General features: G+C 69.1%; 19 protein-coding genes. 11 read left to right on the plus strand and 8 right to left on the minus strand.

Annotated features, from left to right (window positions below):
- Positions 1-39: 39 nt before the first annotated feature.
- On the minus strand, positions 40-903 hold the full coding sequence (locus ACZ50N_RS20560) for a TatD family hydrolase (protein ID WP_464473647.1): 864 nt from the start codon (positions 901-903) through the stop codon (positions 40-42).
- Positions 904-920: 17 nt separating this feature from the next.
- On the opposite strand from ACZ50N_RS20560, the gene metG reads away from it, so the two are divergent.
- From metG to ACZ50N_RS20580, 4 genes are all read left to right on the plus strand, one after another.
- On the plus strand, positions 921-2,477 hold the full coding sequence (gene metG / locus ACZ50N_RS20565; RefSeq protein WP_046361850.1) for a methionine--tRNA ligase: 1,557 nt from the start codon (positions 921-923) through the stop codon (positions 2,475-2,477).
- Positions 2,478-2,552: 75 nt separating this feature from the next.
- Positions 2,553-3,743, plus strand: a complete 1,191-nt coding sequence (locus ACZ50N_RS20570) for an NAD(P)/FAD-dependent oxidoreductase (RefSeq protein WP_046361851.1) — start codon at positions 2,553-2,555, stop codon at positions 3,741-3,743.
- Positions 3,740-4,621, plus strand: coding sequence for an RNA polymerase sigma-70 factor (locus ACZ50N_RS20575; protein ID WP_046361852.1), 882 nt, complete (start codon positions 3,740-3,742; stop codon positions 4,619-4,621). Before ACZ50N_RS20570 ends, ACZ50N_RS20575 begins: the two co-directional genes overlap by 4 nt.
- Before the next feature lie 7 nt (positions 4,622-4,628).
- On the plus strand, positions 4,629-5,870 hold the full coding sequence (locus tag ACZ50N_RS20580) for an aminodeoxychorismate synthase component I (protein WP_464473648.1): 1,242 nt from the start codon (positions 4,629-4,631) through the stop codon (positions 5,868-5,870).
- On the opposite strand, the gene rsmI is transcribed toward ACZ50N_RS20580, so the two are convergent.
- Positions 5,840-6,679: a 16S rRNA (cytidine(1402)-2'-O)-methyltransferase gene (rsmI, locus tag ACZ50N_RS20585; protein ID WP_464473649.1), complete on the minus strand. Its 840-nt coding sequence runs from the start codon at positions 6,677-6,679 to the stop codon at positions 5,840-5,842. The two genes, ACZ50N_RS20580 and rsmI, sit on opposite strands and share 31 nt — an antisense overlap.
- A 24-nt stretch (positions 6,680-6,703) precedes the next feature.
- Here rsmI and ACZ50N_RS20590 point away from each other — a divergent pair, with 24 nt between their 5' ends.
- Positions 6,704-8,254 (plus strand): dolichyl-phosphate-mannose--protein mannosyltransferase, encoded by a 1,551-nt coding sequence (locus tag ACZ50N_RS20590; protein WP_464473650.1) that lies wholly within the window; start codon positions 6,704-6,706, stop codon positions 8,252-8,254.
- Positions 8,255-8,320: 66 nt separating this feature from the next.
- Here ACZ50N_RS20590 and arcA read toward each other — a convergent pair whose 3' ends face one another.
- Positions 8,321-9,529 carry an arginine deiminase gene (gene arcA / locus ACZ50N_RS20595; RefSeq protein WP_464473651.1) on the minus strand — a complete coding sequence of 403 codons (1,209 nt, stop codon included), beginning with the start codon at positions 9,527-9,529 and terminating at the stop codon, positions 8,321-8,323.
- A gap of 44 nt (positions 9,530-9,573) precedes the next feature.
- On the opposite strand from arcA, the gene soxR reads away from it, so the two are divergent.
- A complete protein-coding gene (soxR, locus tag ACZ50N_RS20600; RefSeq protein ID WP_046361857.1) occupies positions 9,574-10,008 on the plus strand; it encodes a redox-sensitive transcriptional activator SoxR in 435 nt (144 codons plus the stop codon).
- 35 nt (positions 10,009-10,043) lie between these two features.
- Positions 10,044-10,652 (plus strand): alpha-ketoglutarate-dependent dioxygenase AlkB, encoded by a 609-nt coding sequence (locus tag ACZ50N_RS20605; RefSeq protein ID WP_046361858.1) that lies wholly within the window; start codon positions 10,044-10,046, stop codon positions 10,650-10,652.
- A gap of 5 nt (positions 10,653-10,657) precedes the next feature.
- On the opposite strand, the gene ACZ50N_RS20610 is transcribed toward ACZ50N_RS20605, so the two are convergent.
- Positions 10,658-11,317 carry a DUF5642 family protein gene (locus ACZ50N_RS20610; RefSeq protein WP_048423706.1) on the minus strand — a complete coding sequence of 220 codons (660 nt, stop codon included), beginning with the start codon at positions 11,315-11,317 and terminating at the stop codon, positions 10,658-10,660.
- A 29-nt stretch (positions 11,318-11,346) separates the two neighbouring features.
- Positions 11,347-12,006: a DUF5642 family protein gene (locus tag ACZ50N_RS20615; RefSeq protein ID WP_464473652.1), complete on the minus strand. Its 660-nt coding sequence runs from the start codon at positions 12,004-12,006 to the stop codon at positions 11,347-11,349.
- Positions 12,007-12,141: 135 nt separating this feature from the next.
- On the opposite strand from ACZ50N_RS20615, the gene lpqN reads away from it, so the two are divergent.
- Entirely contained in the window at positions 12,142-12,843 is a 702-nt protein-coding gene (lpqN, locus tag ACZ50N_RS20620) for an envelope biogenesis lipoprotein LpqN (RefSeq protein WP_048423708.1), read from the plus strand.
- A 6-nt stretch (positions 12,844-12,849) separates the two neighbouring features.
- On the opposite strand, the gene ACZ50N_RS20625 is transcribed toward lpqN, so the two are convergent.
- Positions 12,850-13,686, minus strand: a complete 837-nt coding sequence (locus ACZ50N_RS20625) for a shikimate 5-dehydrogenase (protein WP_464473653.1) — start codon at positions 13,684-13,686, stop codon at positions 12,850-12,852.
- Positions 13,683-14,681 carry an acetyltransferase Pat gene (locus ACZ50N_RS20630; RefSeq protein ID WP_046361863.1) on the minus strand — a complete coding sequence of 333 codons (999 nt, stop codon included), beginning with the start codon at positions 14,679-14,681 and terminating at the stop codon, positions 13,683-13,685. Before ACZ50N_RS20630 ends, ACZ50N_RS20625 begins: the two co-directional genes overlap by 4 nt.
- A 98-nt stretch (positions 14,682-14,779) precedes the next feature.
- Between ACZ50N_RS20630 and ACZ50N_RS20635 the strand changes: the two genes are divergently transcribed.
- Together ACZ50N_RS20635 and ACZ50N_RS20640 are read left to right on the plus strand one after the other, a co-directional pair.
- Positions 14,780-15,265 carry a MarR family winged helix-turn-helix transcriptional regulator gene (locus tag ACZ50N_RS20635; RefSeq protein WP_435404527.1) on the plus strand — a complete coding sequence of 162 codons (486 nt, stop codon included), beginning with the start codon at positions 14,780-14,782 and terminating at the stop codon, positions 15,263-15,265.
- A gap of 20 nt (positions 15,266-15,285) precedes the next feature.
- On the plus strand, positions 15,286-15,702 hold the full coding sequence (locus tag ACZ50N_RS20640) for a DUF5313 domain-containing protein (protein ID WP_046361865.1): 417 nt from the start codon (positions 15,286-15,288) through the stop codon (positions 15,700-15,702).
- Positions 15,703-15,705: 3 nt separating this feature from the next.
- Here ACZ50N_RS20640 and ACZ50N_RS20645 read toward each other — a convergent pair whose 3' ends face one another.
- On the minus strand, positions 15,706-16,419 hold the full coding sequence (locus tag ACZ50N_RS20645; RefSeq protein WP_157863526.1) for a PE-PPE domain-containing protein: 714 nt from the start codon (positions 16,417-16,419) through the stop codon (positions 15,706-15,708).
- Between the two features lie 211 nt (positions 16,420-16,630).
- Between ACZ50N_RS20645 and ACZ50N_RS20650 the strand changes: the two genes are divergently transcribed.
- Positions 16,631-17,059: an MmpS family transport accessory protein gene (locus ACZ50N_RS20650; RefSeq protein WP_464470106.1), complete on the plus strand. Its 429-nt coding sequence runs from the start codon at positions 16,631-16,633 to the stop codon at positions 17,057-17,059.
- Positions 17,060-17,083: the final 24 nt, after the last annotated feature.

Raw genomic sequence — 17,083 nt, forward strand, 5'->3', positions numbered from 1 at the left:
GTACGCGCGAGCTATATCACGAGACGGTAACGAATAGGCCTACGCGCGGCAACTTTGCAGGCCGTAGACACGCTCCGCCGTCACCGAACTGTTATCGGCGACTTCTTCCGGCGCCCGGCCGAGGAGCTCAGCCAGCGCACGAACAGTGTAAGGGAGGCAGTAGGGCTCATTTGGTGCGCCGCGGAACGGGTGTGGAGTCAGGAAGGGCGCATCCGTTTCGACCAGCAGCTGGTCGCCGGGGATCAGCGCGGCGGCTTCCCGCAGCGCATGCGCGTTTTTGAAGCTCACCGTGCCGGACAGGCTCAACAGCCAGCCCTCGTCGATGCAGGTCCGCGCCATCTCCGCGTCCGAGGAAAAACAGTGGAAGATCACACTCTCGGGCGCACCTTCGGCCCGCAGCACGTCGAGTACCTCGGCATCGGCGTCCCTGTTGTGAATCATCAGAGGCTTGCCCACGCGCTTGGCGAGGTCGATGTGCCAGGCGAACGCCTCGCGCTGCACCGCGGGCTCGGCGCACCCCTCCAGACGCCCTGGCCAGTACAGGTCCAGCCCGGTCTCCCCGATCGCCACGACGCGGGGATGCCGGGCCAGCGTCTCGAGCTCCACGCGCGCGTCATCGGTCAGCGCTGCGGCGCGGGTGGGATGCAATGCCACCGCGGCGTAGACCCGCGGATCCCAGTCGGCGGCGTCGACGGCCCAGCGTGCCGAGTCCAGATCGTCGGCGATGGTCACCGCGGCGCGCACCCCGACGCTCCCGGCCCGGTCGAGGATGGTCCGCACATCGTCGGCCGTCCGCGCGCCGCAGGCGTCGAGATGGGTGTGCGCATCGATCAGCGGCGCCAGGGGCTCAGGAAGCGGCGGCGGCTCGCGCCGCTGTCGGGAGGAGGAGCTCACTGTCCACACCTTAGGGTGAACCACAAATGAGCGAGCCTTACTACATCACGACGGCGATCGCCTACCCCAACGGCGACCCGCACGTCGGACACGCGTACGAATACATCGCCACCGACGCCATCGCCCGCTTCAAGCGGCTCGACGGCTTCGACGTCCGCTTCCTGACCGGCACCGACGTGCACGGACTGAAGATGGCCGAGACCGCCGCGCGCGAAGGCGTGCCGACCGTCGAGCTCGCGCGGCGCAACTCGGACGTCTTCGAGAACCTGCAACGCAAGCTCAACGTCTCGTTCGACCGCTTCATCCGGACCAGCGACGCCGACCACTACGAGGCGTCCAAGGCGATCTGGCGTCGCATGGTCGATGCCGGCGACGTCTACCTGGACAAGTACGCGGGCTGGTATTCGGTGCGCGACGAACGCTTCTTCGCGGAGAACGAGACAGTGCTCGGCGACGACGGGGTCCGTACGTCCATCGAGACCGGCACGCCGGTGACGTGGACCGAAGAAGAGACCTACTTCTTCCGCCTGTCCGCGTACGCGGACAGGCTGCTCGCGCTGTACGCCGAGCACCCGGAGTTCATCGAGCCGGACGTGCGGCGCAACGAGATCGTCAGCTTCGTCTCCGGCGGGCTGCGTGACCTGTCCATCTCGCGGACGACGTTCGACTGGGGCGTTCCGGTACCCGACCACCCGGACCACGTCATGTACGTGTGGGTCGACGCGCTGACCAACTACCTGACCGGAGTCGGCTTCCCCGACACCGACTCCGAGCTCTACCGCCGCTACTGGCCGGCGGACCTGCACATGATCGGCAAGGACATCATCCGGTTCCACACGGTGTACTGGCCGGCATTCCTGATGTCGGCGGGCATCGAGCTGCCGAAGAAGGTCTTCGCGCACGGCTTCCTGTTCAACCGCGGCGAGAAGATGAGCAAGTCGGTGGGCAACGTGGTCGATCCGCACGATCTGGTCGACTCGTTCGGTGTCGACCAGGTGCGCTACTTCCTGCTCCGCGAAGTGCCCTTCGGCCAGGACGGCAGCTACAGCGAGGACGGCATCATCGCCCGCATCAACGCCGATCTGGCCAACGAGTTCGGCAACCTGGCACAGCGCTCCCTGTCCATGGTCGCCAAGAACCTCGACGGCGTGGTGCCCGAACCCGGTGATTTCACCCCCGAGGATCTCGAGTTGCTGGCCGCGGCCGACGGACTCCTGGAGCGAGTGCGCGGCCACTACGGCGCGACGGCCATGCACCTGGCGCTGGAGGCGATCTGGTCGGTGCTCGGCGCGGCCAACCGGTACTTCTCGGCCCAGGAGCCGTGGGTGTTGCGCAAGACGGATCCGCAGCGCTTCGCGACGGTGCTCTACACCACGCTCGAGGTGGTCCGCATCGCGACGCTGCTCAGCCAGCCCGTGATGCCGGAGTCGATGGCGCGGTTGCTCGACCTGTTGGGCCAGCCCGCCGACCAGCGCGCCTTCACGGCGGTGCCGGTCCGGCTGTCACCCGGACTGGTCCTGCCGGCCCCCAGCGGGGTCTTTCCCCGCTATCAGGCCGAGGAGAAGACGCCAGACAAGGTGTGATACGCATCACGTCGTGTCACACGGAGGCGGTCGTCGGTGTCTGGAGGTCACAAGCCCCCGGACCAAGGAGACAGCATGACCGATCCTCAGCCCCGCGTCGTCGTGATCGGCGGCGGTTACGCCGGAGTGATGGCCGCCAACCGGTTGGCGTCACGTGACGATCTGGCGGTGACCCTGGTGAACCCGCGCCCGCAGTTCGTGGAGCGGATCCGGCTGCACCAATTGGCTGTCGGAAACGACGATGCGGTGGTGCCGTACGACCGCGTACTCAACGGCGGCGTGCGCGTCCTGGTCGACAGCGTCACACGCATCGACGCCGCCGCGCGCACCCTCACGCTCGCCTCGGGCCTCGAATCGGGCACAGTACTGGACTACGACTACCTCGTCTACGCCGCGGGCAGCACCGGCGCGGCTCCGGCGGCGGTGCCGGGCGCAGCCGAGTTCGCCTACCCGATCAGCGAATGGGAACAGGCCGACGCCCTGCGCCACCGGTTGGCCGACGTGGCGCTGCCGGCACCGATCGTCGTGGTCGGGGCGGGCCTGACCGGCATCGAGACGGCGGCCGAACTCGCCGAGGCCGGGCGGTCCGTCACCCTGGTGAGCACCCAGATCGGACCGTCGCTGAGCCGCCCCGGTCGCCGCTCGGTGACCACACGCCTGAACAAGCTGGGGGTGACGATGCTCGAGGGCGAGGGGGCATCGGTCACCGCGGTCGGGCCCGATCACGTGGTCCTCGCCGACGGCCGCCGGCTCAGGAGTGCGGCGACGGTGTGGAGCGCCGGCTTCGGCGTGCCCGCGCTGGCCACGATCAGCGGTCTGACGACCGACGGGATGGGACGGCTCGTCACCGACGAGACGTGCACCAGCGTCGACGACGACCGGATCGTCGGCGCCGGCGACGCCGCCGCGCCATCACGGCAGCCCTACCGGATGAGCTGCCAGGCAAGCCTCCCGATGGGCGTTCTGGCCGCCGACACCGTGCTCGCTCGGTTGGCCGGCGAGCAGCCCGCGCCCCGTTCGGTGCCGATGACCGCGCAGTGCATCAGCCTCGGCCGGGACGCGGGCACCCTGCAGCTGCAGCGCAAGAACGACACCCCCGTGCCCGTGTACATCGGAGGGCGTGCCGGCGCGTTCATCAAGGAGCAGGTCTGCCGGTGGACGGTGAAGTGGATGGCCGGTGAAGCCGCCGAGCCCGGCTCCTACCGTTCGCTGAAGGGGCCCGAGCGGATTGCCGGCCCCGCCCCCGAGGCGGTGGGCAGCCGGTGAGCGAGCACGCCGAACGGTTCACCGCGCTGCGGCCGCTGCTGTTCACGATCGCCTACGAGATCCTGGGCAGTGCAACAGAATCCGACGACGTGCTACAGGAGAGCTACCTGCGGTGGGCGCAGGTCGAGCTGAGCGGGGTGGCCGACACCAAGGCCTACCTCGCCCAGCTCGTCACCCGGCAGGCGCTCAACGCGCTGCGCGCCCAGTCCCGGCGCAAGGAGACCTACGTCGGCCCCTGGCTGCCCGAGCCGCTGCTGACCGAGGCCGACCCGTCCGCGGATGTGGTGCTGGCCGAATCGGTGTCGATGGCGATGCTGGTGGTGTTGGAGACACTCAGCCCCGACGAGCGTGCGGTCTTCGTGCTGCGGGAGGTCTTCGGATTCGACCACGACGAGATCGCCACGACAATCGGCAAGTCGACGGCCGCGGTGCGACAGATGGCCCACCGCGCACGCCAGCACGTGCAGTCCCGCCGTAAACGGTTCGAGCCTGTCGACCCGCAGTACTCGGCGGAACTGACCACTCGGTTCTTCTCCGCCGCGGCGACCGGCGATCTCGAGGGGCTGATGGCCATGCTCACCCCCGACGTCGTGTGGACCGCCGACAGCGACGGCAAGGTGAGTGCGGCGCGCCGGCCCGTCGTCGGCGCCGAACGTGTCGCCCGCATGGTGATGGGCCTGGTGCGCGTCGGCGGACCGGAGGCCCGCGTCGAGCCCGCCGTGTACAACAGTGCGCCGGCGCTGGTGCTCTACACCGGCGAGCGGCTCGAGGGTGTGGTGCTGATCGAGGTGAGCGACGGCAAGATCGCGAACTTCTACGCGATGCGCAACCCCGAGAAGCTCGCCACGGTGATGGTGCCGCGGCGCATCGGCCGATAATGAGCCGGTGCGCATCGACCGACTCGGCCCCCTCGGCGCCGCCCCGTCGGTCCTGAGCGCCCTGGCGGTCGCCGCAGCACAGCGAGGGCTGGCGCCGCCGGCCGCCCTGATCGGCGACTGGTTCGGCTCGCGTGCGGTGATCGCGCCGAGCGTGGCCGTGTCTGCTGTGCCGGCCGGTGACGCCTTCGACGCGGCGGTCGGGACCCGTGCTGACGGCCCCGTGGGCGGCGGCTGGTTCGGCTACCTGTCCTACCCCGACCCGGGCGCCGACGGGTGCGGACCGCGGCTGCCCGAGGCCGCCGGCGGATGGTCGGACTGCGTGCTGCGATGCGCCGCCGATGGCACCTGGTGGCACGAAAGCCTCAGTGGCGCAACGGTTTCTGACTGGGTGCTCGAGGCCTTGCACGCGGGGCCGACGCCGCGGGCGGCGACGGTGACCTGGCGGGCTCCGGACCGCGAGACGCACCAGCGCGGGGTGCGGGCCTGCCTGGGCGCGATCGCCGCGGGCGAGGTCTACCAGGCGTGCGTGTGCACACAGTTCCGCGGCACGCTTCAGGGCGAGCCGGTGGACTTCTTCGCCGACGCGGTGGCGCGCACGGCGCCCGCGCGAGCGGCGTACCTGTCCGGCACATGGGGCGCCGTGGCGTCGCTGTCTCCTGAGCTGTTCCTGCGCCGCTGCGGCGAGACCGTGACCTCGAGCCCGATCAAGGGCACGCTGCCCCGGCATGCCGACCCCGCCGCACTACGCGCGTCGGTCAAAGACGTCGCCGAGAACATCATGATCGTCGACCTGGTCCGCAACGATCTGGGCCGGGTCGCCCGCACCGGGACGGTCCTCGTTCCCGAGCTGCTCGCCGTCCGTCCGGCACCGGGGGTCTGGCACCTGGTGTCCACGGTGACGGCGCAGGTTCCCCTCGATGTGCCGCATGCCGCGATTCTGGCCGCGACATTCCCACCAGCCTCGGTCACGGGGACGCCGAAGACGCGCGCCCGCGAGCTGCTGCAGCAGTGGGAGCCGCACCGTCGCGGAATATATTGCGGGACAGTAGGTTTGGCATCTCCGGTATCGGGGTGCGAGTTGAACGTCGCGATTCGCACCGTGGAGTTCACGCCCAGCGGCGACGCCGTCTTGGGCGTCGGTGGCGGCATCACCGCCGATTCGGATCCTCTCCGCGAGTGGGAGGAGTGCCTGCACAAGGCGGCGCCGATCGTGGGTGATCAGGTGCGGGAGCGCAGCACCGCGTCGTAGAGCTCCCGGCGCGACGGCGCGCCGGGATGCGCCGCCACCACCTGGGCGCAGGCGTCCTTGACCCGCAGCCCGTCGCCGTCGACCAACCGGTTCACCTCCGCGACGAGAGCCTCCGGGTCGGCCGTCGGCGTCGCCCCCGCGAGCACCACCGTGATCTCCCCGAGCACCGGGCCGGTGGCCCACTCGGCGAGCTCGCCGAGCCTCCCTCGCACGATCTCCTCGTGCGTCTTGGTCAGCTCCCGGCAGACCACGGCGCGCCGCTGCGGACCCAGCACCTCGACCGCATCGGCCAGGCACTCCCCCAGCCGGCGTGGAGACTCGAAGAACACACAGGTGCGCAGCTCGTTCGCCAGACTCTGCAGCCACGACGCACGCGCCGCCTTCTTGCGCGGCGCGAACCCCTCGAAGCAGAACCGCTCCGACGGCAGCCCGGCCACCGCGAGCGCGGTCGTCACCGCGGACGGCCCCGGTAGGCAGTGCACCGGCAGGCCGGCGTCCACGCACGCGGCCACCATCCGATAACCGGGGTCGCTGATGAGCGGCATCCCGGCATCGCTGACCAGCAGCACCGTCGCGCCGCCTCGGATGTCGTCGAGTAGCGCGGGCACCCGGGACGCCTCGTTCTGGTCGTACAGGCTGACGATGCGCCCGGCGGGACGCACCTCCAGCGCGGTCGCGAGCGCCCGAACCCGCCGGGTGTCCTCGGCGGCGATCACATCCGCGCTGGCCAGCGCACGGATCAACCGGTTCGAGGCGTCCGACGGCTGGCCCAGCGGCGTGGCGCCGATGAGCAGTCGTCCGGCGGTCATGCCCCACAGCCTACGATCGCAGGCGTGACCGCCCCGCCCGACGAGCTCGTTGTCGCGCGCCGTGCGGTCCCCGTGGTCTCTCCCGGGCCGTTGGTCCCGGTGGCCGATTTCGGGCCGCTGGACAGGTACCGAGGCTGGGCGATGACACTGGTGATCACCGCGCTGGCCGCGGTGACACGCTTTCTGAACCTCGGCTCCCCCACCGACGCCGGCACGCCGATCTTCGACGAGAAGCACTACGCGCCCCAGGCCTGGCAGATGCTGCACAACCACGGCGTCGAGGACAACCCCGGTTACGGCCTTGTGGTGCACCCGCCCGTCGGCAAGCAGATGATCGCGCTGGGCGAAGCGCTGTTCGGCTACACCGGGGTGGGCTGGCGGTTCACCGGGGCGCTGTGCGGCGTCGTCATGGTGCTGCTGGTCGTGCGGATCACCCGGCGGATCAGCCGCTCCACGCTCGTCGGCGGCATCGCCGGGCTGCTGCTGATCGCCGACGGCGTGTCGTTCGTGACCGCCCGCACAGCGCTGCTGGACGTCTTCCTGGTGTTCTTCGTCGTCGCCGCGTTCGGATGCCTGATCGTCGACCGCGACCAGGTGCGGGAACGCATGCACATCGCCCTGATGGCCGGCCGGGTCAGCGAGACGCGCTGGGGTCCGCGGCTGGGCGTGCGGTGGTGGCGCTTCGGTGCGGGTGTGCTGTTGGGCTTGGCCTGCGCGACCAAGTGGTCGGGGCTGTACTTCGTGCTGTTCTTCGGAGTCATGAGCGTCGCGTTCGACGTCGCGGCCCGCAAGCAGTATCGGGTGCAGCGGCCGTGGCTCGGGACTCTGCGCCGCGATGTCGAACCGTCGCTCTACGCGCTGGTGGCCATCCCCTTCAGCGTGTACCTGGCGTCGTATGCGATGTGGTTCGCGTCCGAGACCGGGGTGAACCGCTACGAGGTCGGGCGCTCGATCGGGCCCGACAGCGTGCTCCCGCTACCGGACGCGATCCGCTCCCTCTGGCACTACACGTACGCGGCGTTCCGGTTTCACAGCGGGCTGACCAACGCCGACGGCAACCACCACCCCTGGGAGTCCAAGCCGTGGACGTGGCCGATGTCGCTGCGCCCGGTGCTGTATGCGATCGACAACCAGGACATCCCCGGCTGCGGGGCCCAGTCGTGTGTGAAAGCCGTGATGCTGGTCGGCACACCGGCGATGTGGTTCCTCGCCGTCCCCGTGCTGGTGTGGGTGTTGTGGCGTGCCTTCGTCAAGCGCGACTGGCGCTACGGCGTGCTGCTGGTCGGCTACGGCGCGGGCTTCCTGCCGTGGTTCGCCGACATCGACCGCCAGATGTACTTCTTCTACGCCGCGACCATGGCGCCGTTTCTCGTCATGATGATCGCGATGATCCTCGGCGACATCCTGCACGCGCCGAGACAGAACGCCGAACGACGCACCCTGGGACTGCTCGTGGTGAGTTGCTATGTGGCGCTGGTCATCACGAACTTCGCCTGGCTCTACCCGGTGCTGACGGGGCTGCCGATCTCGCAGGGCACGTGGAACATGCAGATCTGGCTACCGTCCTGGCGCTAGCCTTCGCGAAAGTGCTCTGACAGTTGCGCTGAGGCGGGTCGAGCTACCGCTGAGGCACTCTCGCGATCAGAGCGGGTCGCGGGCCGCCGGACACGACATGCAGCGGGGCCCGCCGCGGCCGGTCCCGAGTTCCGACGCCGCGATGGCGAGCACCTCGATACCTGAATCCCTCAGCCGCGCATTGGTTTCGGTGTTGCGCTCGTAGGCGACCACCACGCCGGGCGCCAACGCCAGCGTGTTGTTGCCGTCATCCCACTGCTCACGTTCGGCGGTCACCGGATCGAGGCCGGTGTCGATGACGCGGAGCTTGCCGATACCCATGGCGTCGGCGGCGACGTCGACGAACGGTGCGGCGCGGTCGATACGCACCCCGTTTGCGGACTGGCGGATCGGGAACGCGGTCAGCGAGTCGACGATGTTCGGATACATCACCACCGCGTCGGTGTCGACCATCGTGCACACGGTGTCCAGATGCATCTGCGCCCGCTCCTGCGCGATCGGCACCGCGAGCACCGTATGGGCCAGCCCGTCATCGAACAGGCTGCGCGCCAACGCTTCTGCACCCGCCGGCGTGGTGCGCTCCCCCACCCCGACGGCGACGACGCCGGGCCCGAGCAACAGCACGTCGCCACCTTCGACGGGGGCCGAACGGGACTCGTAGGCCCGACGCACCCCGAGAAAACGCGGGTGGTGGGCGTAGATCAGATCGGTCAGCGACGTCTCCCGCACCCGCGCGTGCATCGACAGCGACGTGATGGCCACCCGCGGCCCGATCCAGAACGACGAATCGCGGGTGAACAACAGGTTGGGCAGCGGGTCGATGACGAAATCCCCGCCGTGGTGCATGCGGCGCACCAGGGACAGCTCGTTCTCCCCGAACGGCAGCTCGTCGAACGTCATGCCGGCCATCAGCACGTGGGCCAGCGCCGCGGCGTCCAGTGTCCGTAGGTACATCGAGAGTTCTTGAGCCAGAGGCGCTCCCAGCCGTCGTGCGTCGACTGCCGCCGAGATGCCGTGCATCCGAGCCGCGCCGCTGTGGGCGAGCGCCTGGCTCAGCAGATCGCCCAGTAGGAGCACCTCGACGCCGCGCGAACGGAGCAATTCAGCGAACGCATCGTGTTCTTCCTGCGCTCGGCCGACCCAGGGCAGCCCGTCGAACAGCAGGGTGTCGTTGTTGCGCGGCGTCAGCCGTTTCAGCTCCGCGCCGGGCCGGTGCAGGATCACCGTCCGCAGCGTGCCGACCTCCGAGTTGCACCCGAGCACTGGCTCTGTCACAACTAGCACCGTAGCGGGAAAGCGACCTCAACTAGGGTTTACCTATGACCAGAGCGCAGGAGCTCACACCGGGTGAGATGTCGGTGCGCAGCGGCGTGGCGGTCTCGGCGCTGCACTTCTACGAACGCGAGGGCCTGATCTCGTGCCGTCGTACGAGCGGCAATCAGCGCCGCTATGCGAGGGAGACCCTGCGCCGGGTGGCGTTCATCCGGATGTCGCAACGGCTCGGCATTCCGCTGGCGCGCATCCGCGAGGCGCTGGCCACCCTGCCGACCGACCGGACGCCGACGAGCAAGGACTGGGCGCGGCTGTCGGCGGGCTGGCGCGATGACCTGGACCAGCGCATCGTGCACCTCGAGCGCCTCCGCGACAACCTCGCCGGCTGCATCGGGTGCGGCTGCCTGTCGCTGAAGACGTGCACGCTGGCCAACCCCGACGACATGCTGGCCGCCCAGGGTCCAGGCGCCGCGCGCCTGTAGACACGATCGAACGCCTGTGCGATAGGGTGGCTGCCATGGAGCAGGCGGTGCAGAGCTCTCTGTTCGACCAGGCCGACCGGCGCGAGCTGGGCAACGGGGCGTGGCTGGAAGTGCGCTCCGGCTGGCTCGCGCAGGACGGCGCTGACGACGCAGCGCTCTTCCGTGAGCTGCGCGAGGCGATCCCGTGGCGTTCCGAGCGTCGTCAGATGTACGACCGCGTGCTCGACGTACCGCGGCTGGTCAGCTTCCACCACCTGCTGGACGAGCCGGCACCCCATCCCCGCCTCAAGCAACTCCGGCGACGCCTCAACGACGCCTACGCCGGCGAATTGGGCGAACCGTTCGTCACCGCCGGACTCTGCCTGTACCGCGACGGCAACGACAGCGTCGCGTGGCACGGCGACAACATCGGCCGCAGCCGCACCGACGACACCATGGTCGCCATCGTCGGACTCGGTGCGACGCGGGTGTTCGCGTTGCGTCCGCGCGGCGGCGGAGCGTCGCTGCGCATCCGTCACGGGCACGGCGACCTGCTGGTGATGGGCGGCTCCTGCCAGCGCACGTGGGAGCACGCGATCCCCAAGACCACTCGGCCGACCGGCCCCCGGATCAGCATCCAGTTCCGGCCACACGACGTGCGGTAGACCCGTCAGCCCTTGACGAGCTCGACGGCCTTGGTGACGAGGTCGCGGGCACGTCCGGTGTCGATGCGGGCTACGGGCCGATCGGCTTGCACGAGCGGATTGGCGGTGACGATCACGATGAACGTGCCGAAATGCGCGACGTAGTTGTAGAGCTCTCCGGTGCGCGGCCCCTGCGCGGTGACGGTCTGCAACACCCGGTGGGTGCCGACCGTCTGGACGCCGTCGACGTCGGGTGCGTCGACCACTTCGACGAGTCCGCGGATGCCCGCGCCCGCGACGGTGACCTTGTGGCACTGGTCGCTGGGCGTGGGCACGGGAACAGGCTCGGAGGTCTCGACGGCTATCACGACGTAGCGGACACCGTCCCCCTCGGCGGTGAGCGCCGCCATGTTCCCCTTGACGTCGGCCGGAACGGTCTGCTGCTGGGTGACCTTGCCGCACTCCGCGGGATCGAAAGTCAGCCCCGCAGGCAGCTTTTGGCCGGCCAGCAGGCGCGGGTCGATGGCGGCGGGTCCGGCATCCTTCACGGTGAACGGCGCCGGGAACTCGCTCCTGAGGTCCTTCACGCGGGCGATGTCGGCGCGGGAGTAGTCGTCGGACTTGCCTCCACACGAGGCCAGCAGCCCTGCGCACAGCAACAGCGCCATCGACTTCGAGTACGACATCGCCGTCAATGTACCCGCCCGCCAGGGGCTCAGCCGCGCAGTGCCGCCACGGTTTCGGTGAGCAGGTGCGCGGCGAAGTCCGGCGCCAACGCGGGGTGTGGCGATCCGGGGTCGGTGACCAGCGACACCAGACACAGGTAATCGCCCAGTCCGGCGATGAATGTTTCTGCGTGTAGCCGGGTTTCGGTTCCGCCTTCGACGACGGTGACGGCGTCGGTTCGCATTCCGACGACGTCGGCGCCGTCGATGAGGGGCGCGGGCACGCCGACGACGGTGGCTGTCGTCGGGCCGGCCGACACGGTCCAGCTGCCGCAGTCGTGCGGCAACACCGGGGAGCCGGCAGGTAAGCCTGCGACGACGGCGTACGCGATGCCACCCGGCCCGGAACCCGACCAGCCGCGAGCGCTCGACGGGTCGGCGGCCGGCGCCGCGAGGGCGGCGCACTGCGGCGGCTCCGTGACGGCGGGGACACGCATGCCCCACAGCGCCACCGGCGCCGGTGGACCCTGATAGGCGGTGATCTCGTAGCCGTCGGGCAGCGCCGCGCGGCTGCGCTCGACCCGGGCCGGGTTGATGGGCGCCGCAGCGTTCGCGGCGGACGGGGTGCCGGCCACCGGTGCCGGGGCTGACGAGCAGGCGGTCAGGCCCGCCGCCAACGCCACAGCAACCATGCCGGAGGCCAACCGCACGCGCTGTTGATACCACGCCGCAACGCCTCGAGGGTCGATCGACACCTCATCGTCGCGATGTCGTGGGACGACAATCGGCTGGATCGTCGGTCCGGCCGGTTATGCTCGCGCTGCCATCGGCGGACAGGAGACGACATGACCACCTCTGCGCGGGCCGGGCTCATCGCACTGGCCGCCCTCACTCTCGGCATCGGCCTCTCGGGCTGCTCTTCGGACACCTCGGGTAGTGCGTCCAGCGCATCCTCGTCGGCGACATCGTCATCGGCGGCGTCATCGGCGCAGGCCGCACCGCCCACCTCGTCGGCACCGCCCGCGCCGATCGTCACGCTCGCCGACTACGTACGCGACAACAACATCGTCGAGACCCCGGTGATGCCGGGCGATGCCGGCTCTCCGACGATCGAGCTGCCGACCCTCGAAGGGTGGGAGGACATGGGCAGCAACGCCCCCGAGGGCTCGTATTCGGCGTCGGTGTTCACCTCCGACCCGCCTGTCGCCGACCCGGCGACGGTCGTCACCAAGGTGATCAAGCTGACGGGCAATGTGGACCCGGCCAAGGTCCTCGAGGTAGCGCCGGGTGAGCTGCGCACCCTGCCCGGGTTCGACGGTCCCGGAGCGGGTCAGCCCAACAAGCTCAGTGGCTTCGACGCCACGGTCATCGGTGGGACGTACACCAAGGACGGCGCGCAGCGGATGGTCGCCCAGAAGACCGTGGTGATCCCCGGGCAAGAGGGCCTGTACGTGTTGCAGATCAACGCCGAGGGCACCCCGGACGAGGCGAACGCGTTGATGGACGCGACGGCGGCGATCGACGACCAGGCCAAGATCACGCCCTGACCGACGTCAGGCCCGGGAGATCGCCGATGCCTCGGCGATCTGCTCCGGCGTGGGACGAACCCCGGTGTAGCGCTCGAACTGCTCGGCGGCTTGCAGCGCGATCACCTGCGCGCCGGTGATCACGCCGACCCCCGCCTGGCGCGCGGCAGCGATCAGCGGCGTCTCGGACGGCAGCGCGACGACATCGAAAACAGTGTGCGCGTTGCGGATTGCCTGCTCGTCGAAGGCCAGGTCGTGTTCTTCGGCACCGCCCGCCATTCCTATCGGAGTGACGTTGACGACGATGTCGGCGGTCTGCGGTGCGCCGCGTTCGGAGTGGTAGGAGTAGCCCAACCGATCCGCCAGCGCCCGCCCGGCGTCGGCATTGCGCGCCAGGATCGTGCCGGCCCGGAAGCCGCCGTCGGCGAAGGCCGCCCCGACCGCGCTGGCCATCCCGCCGCTGCCCCGGATCAGCACCGACTGTCGCGGGGTCAGGCCGTTGTCAGCGATGAGTTGTTGTACGGCAAGGTAATCGGTGTTCGATGCGGTCAGCCTGCCGTCATCGTTGACGATCGTGTTGACCGATTGCAGCGTCTGCGCCGACGGCTCGACCTCGTCGACGAGCTCGAGCACGTCCGCCTTGAACGGCATCGACACCGAGCATCCACGGATGCCGAGCGCCCGCACACCACCGATGGCGGCGACGATGTCGGTGGTGGTGAACGCCTTGTAGAGGAAATCGAGCCCGAGCACCTCGTAGAGATGGTTGTGGAACCGGGTGCCGATGTTGCTCGGGCGCCCGGCCAGCGAGATGCACACGCGAGTGTCCTTGTTGAGCGCAGGCTTTCGAGCGGCAGATGTCATCCGACGGCCCTGATCACCTGGCGCGCGACACCGCGGATCTGCTGGACGAGTTCGGCGTCGAAGGGCAGGTCGGACGGTTTCGGCACGTCGATGTCGGTGACGACGACGCCCAGGTCGTCGCGGTGCCAGACGGCGCCGGCGCGGTCCAGGATCGCCCGCATGGGCATGTTGTCGGACAGCACGCGCGCGGTGAACCGGCGCACACCGTCGTCGTGCGCCGCCACCGAGATGGCTCGCATCAAGAACGTCCCGATACCCCGGCCCTGGTAATCGTCTCCAACGATGAAGGCGATCTCCGCCTCCTCGGGATGGCGCTCGTCGCGCACGAATCTGGCGTCGGCCACCACCGGACCGTCGAGGCCGTCGGTCAACACGAACACGAAATGGTCGAGGTAGTCGACCTCGAACAAATACCTCATCAGCGATTTGGTGGGTGAGCGGACGGACTGGAAGCGGCGGTAGAGGGTTTCGCTGGAGAACTCGACCGGCCCCTGGGTGACGCGCGCACTGTCGCCGGGCAGCACCGGGCGCAGATAGAACACGCTTCCGTCGCGCATCATGACCGGGATCGGGGTGATGAATGCAGCCAGGCGCTGACGAGCCGTGCGGACCAGCTTGTCCATCATGCCGGGGATCTCGAGCATGGTGGCGAACGCCTCGCGGCCGCCCACCCAGCCGGTCAGCGGTTCGGTGGCGACCACGGTGGCGGTGCGCGGAGCGTCGCGCAGCAGCGCGATCTCGCCGACGATCAGCCCAGGGCTCACGTCGACGACGGTGTCGTGGCCGTCGGTGCCGGTGTGACTCACCTCGGCGTGTCCCGAGCCGATCAGCAGGAAGCTCACTGCGAGTTCACCCTGCTGCATGAGCACCTGACCCGGGGTTGCCGACAAGGGGCGCAACTGTCGAGCCAGCGGCACCAGGGTGGGCACCGACACGCCGGCGAAGACATCGAGGGCGACGAGATCGTCGGCTTCCACGGCAGTCACCCCGGACATTCTTCGAGGCTACGGGCGGCTGTCGGCACCCGGCAAGGTGTCACGTGTGACGGTGGACATATTGCTAGGGCACTAACTATTAGGGCACCATGATTGTCGTGACCGCCGCCGCTGACATCGACCCGCTCGCCCTCGAGCAGCAGGTGTGCTTCGCGCTGGCGGTCACCAACCGCGCCGTACTGGCGGTGTACCGGCCACTCCTGGAGCCGCTGGGCCTGACCCACCCCAAGTACCTGGTGATGCTCGCCCTCTGGGATCACCGAAAATCAGCCGGGGACGACCCTGCGCCGATGTCGGTCAAGCAGATCGCCACCGCATTGCAGATGGATTCCGCCACATTGTCTCCCATGCTCAAACGCCTCGAGGCACTCGGACTGATCACCCGCACCCGCAGCGCGACCGACGAGCGCGCCACCGATGTCGAGTTGACGTCCGACGGCATCGCTCTGCGCGAACGGGCACTCGCGATACCGGCGGCAGTCGTGGCCCGGCTCGGCGTCGATCTGCCCGAGCTCGAACAACTCCGCAGCGCCCTCACCCGCGTCAACACCGCCGCCCTGGCCGCCGGCGCCCTGTACGAATGAACCCCACCCGAGGAGCCGACATGTCCAGCGACAAGCCGAGTAAATGGCAGTACTTCACCTACATCTACGGGCGGCGACTGCCGAAGTCCATGCAGCGCTGGGTCGCCGAGGATCTCGCCGGCGAGGGTGCGGTCCGCCGGCACATGATCCGCTACTCGATCCCGCCGATCTTCGTCCTGGCCCCGTTCTGGCTGATCCCGGTGAACCTCTACATGCACCTGGAGATGACGGCGCCCATCTACGTGTGGGCCGTGCTGATGGCGCTCGCGTTGAACAAGCCGTGGCGGCGGCACCGCCTCGCCGTGCACGGGCTCGACCCGAATCTCGTCGACGTCATCAAGCGCAAGAAGCAGGCGCAGATGCACGAGGACTACGCCCGCCGCTTCGGCGCACGGCCCGAATCAGCCGACTGGCAGCAGAACAGCAGCCCGTTCTAGCGATCAGCCCAAGCCGGGCGTGGGCACCAGCACCTCGGTGACGTTGCCGTTGACAGTGACCTGATTCGCCGGGTCGTCGATGTTGATGTCCGAGTAGTCGGTGTGCCGCTTGCTCATCTGGCCGTCGATGGAGCGTTCATCGCCGGGGATGTAGTAGCAGAAGCCGTCCCATTTGCGGCAGATGTCCACGACCTTGTAGGGGGTGTTCGGCGGGATGCCGAACCCCTGAGGTGCGCGCCAGCGGTTCTTGCCCTCGGGATCGGTGTAGACGAACCCGGTGCCCGCGCGTTCGGGGGAACCGGTGGTGACGAACCGCAGTTCGCTGGGCGGCGGCGCGGTCGGGTCGAACGAGAACTGGCGCAGCCACCGGTTGATGACGTTGGAGCCCAGCGAGTGCCCGAACACGATCTTGGGCCCCGGGGTGTTCCTGATCCATCCGTCGAGCTTGGCCACGCCGTCGTCGAGGCTGGCCTGACCGATGGCCGGGCCCGCGAGGCCGACGTTCATGTAGTTGATCGGCTCGCAGATATTCGGGGGCGCACACAGCGAGCCGTGCAGCTGCTGCATGGTCCGCTCAGGCCTGTCGAGCGCACCGGCGAGCACGGCGACATGGGCCCCGGAACCGGCGCCGTCGTCGACGTCGGCATGGGCGATCGCGGGAGTGACGCCGCACAGCGCCATCATCACGGTCGCGAGAATCACCAAGCGTGGTCTCATCGCGTCTTTTCCTTGTGCCGGCCGAATACGGGTCTGCCCTTGCATCGCAATCGCAGACTTCAAGGTTACGTCCGCCGGGACAGCAGCGGCTGAAGGTCGCGATCCCCGCTGTGCGGCAGCCTCTGGACCTCACCACCGACGGACTGTCAAATACCCTACGGGGTATGGTAAAAAAGGTGAACGGTCGACCTGGCAAGGAAAGGCAGCGTGCATGAGAGCGATCGCGCGAACCTGGGTCTTCCTCGTCGCCGCGGCAGCCGTCGCCGCGGGCACCGTCGCGGTGATCAACCTGCGCGACGCATTCGGCTCCGAGGCCGTCTTCTCCGCGTCCGGACGTAGCGCCGAGCCTCTCCCGGCCACGTACGTCAAGCGCGTCACGTACGAGGTCTACGGCCCCAGCGGTACGACCGGCAGCCTCAACTACCTCGACGAGAACGCCCAGCCCCGGCAGGTCGAGTTCACCTCTCTGCCCTGGTCACTGACGGTGTCGACCACAGCACCGGCCGTGATGGCCAGCCTCGTCGCCCAGGGTGACAGCAACAGCGTCGGCTGCCGCATCACGATCAACGGTCAGGTCGAGGACGACCGCTCGGCCTCCGGCCGCGATGCGCAGATCTCGTGTCTGGTGAAAGCCGGATGAGCGGCGACGTCGAGTCGAGACCGG

This window comes from Mycolicibacterium obuense (genome assembly GCF_055397605.1).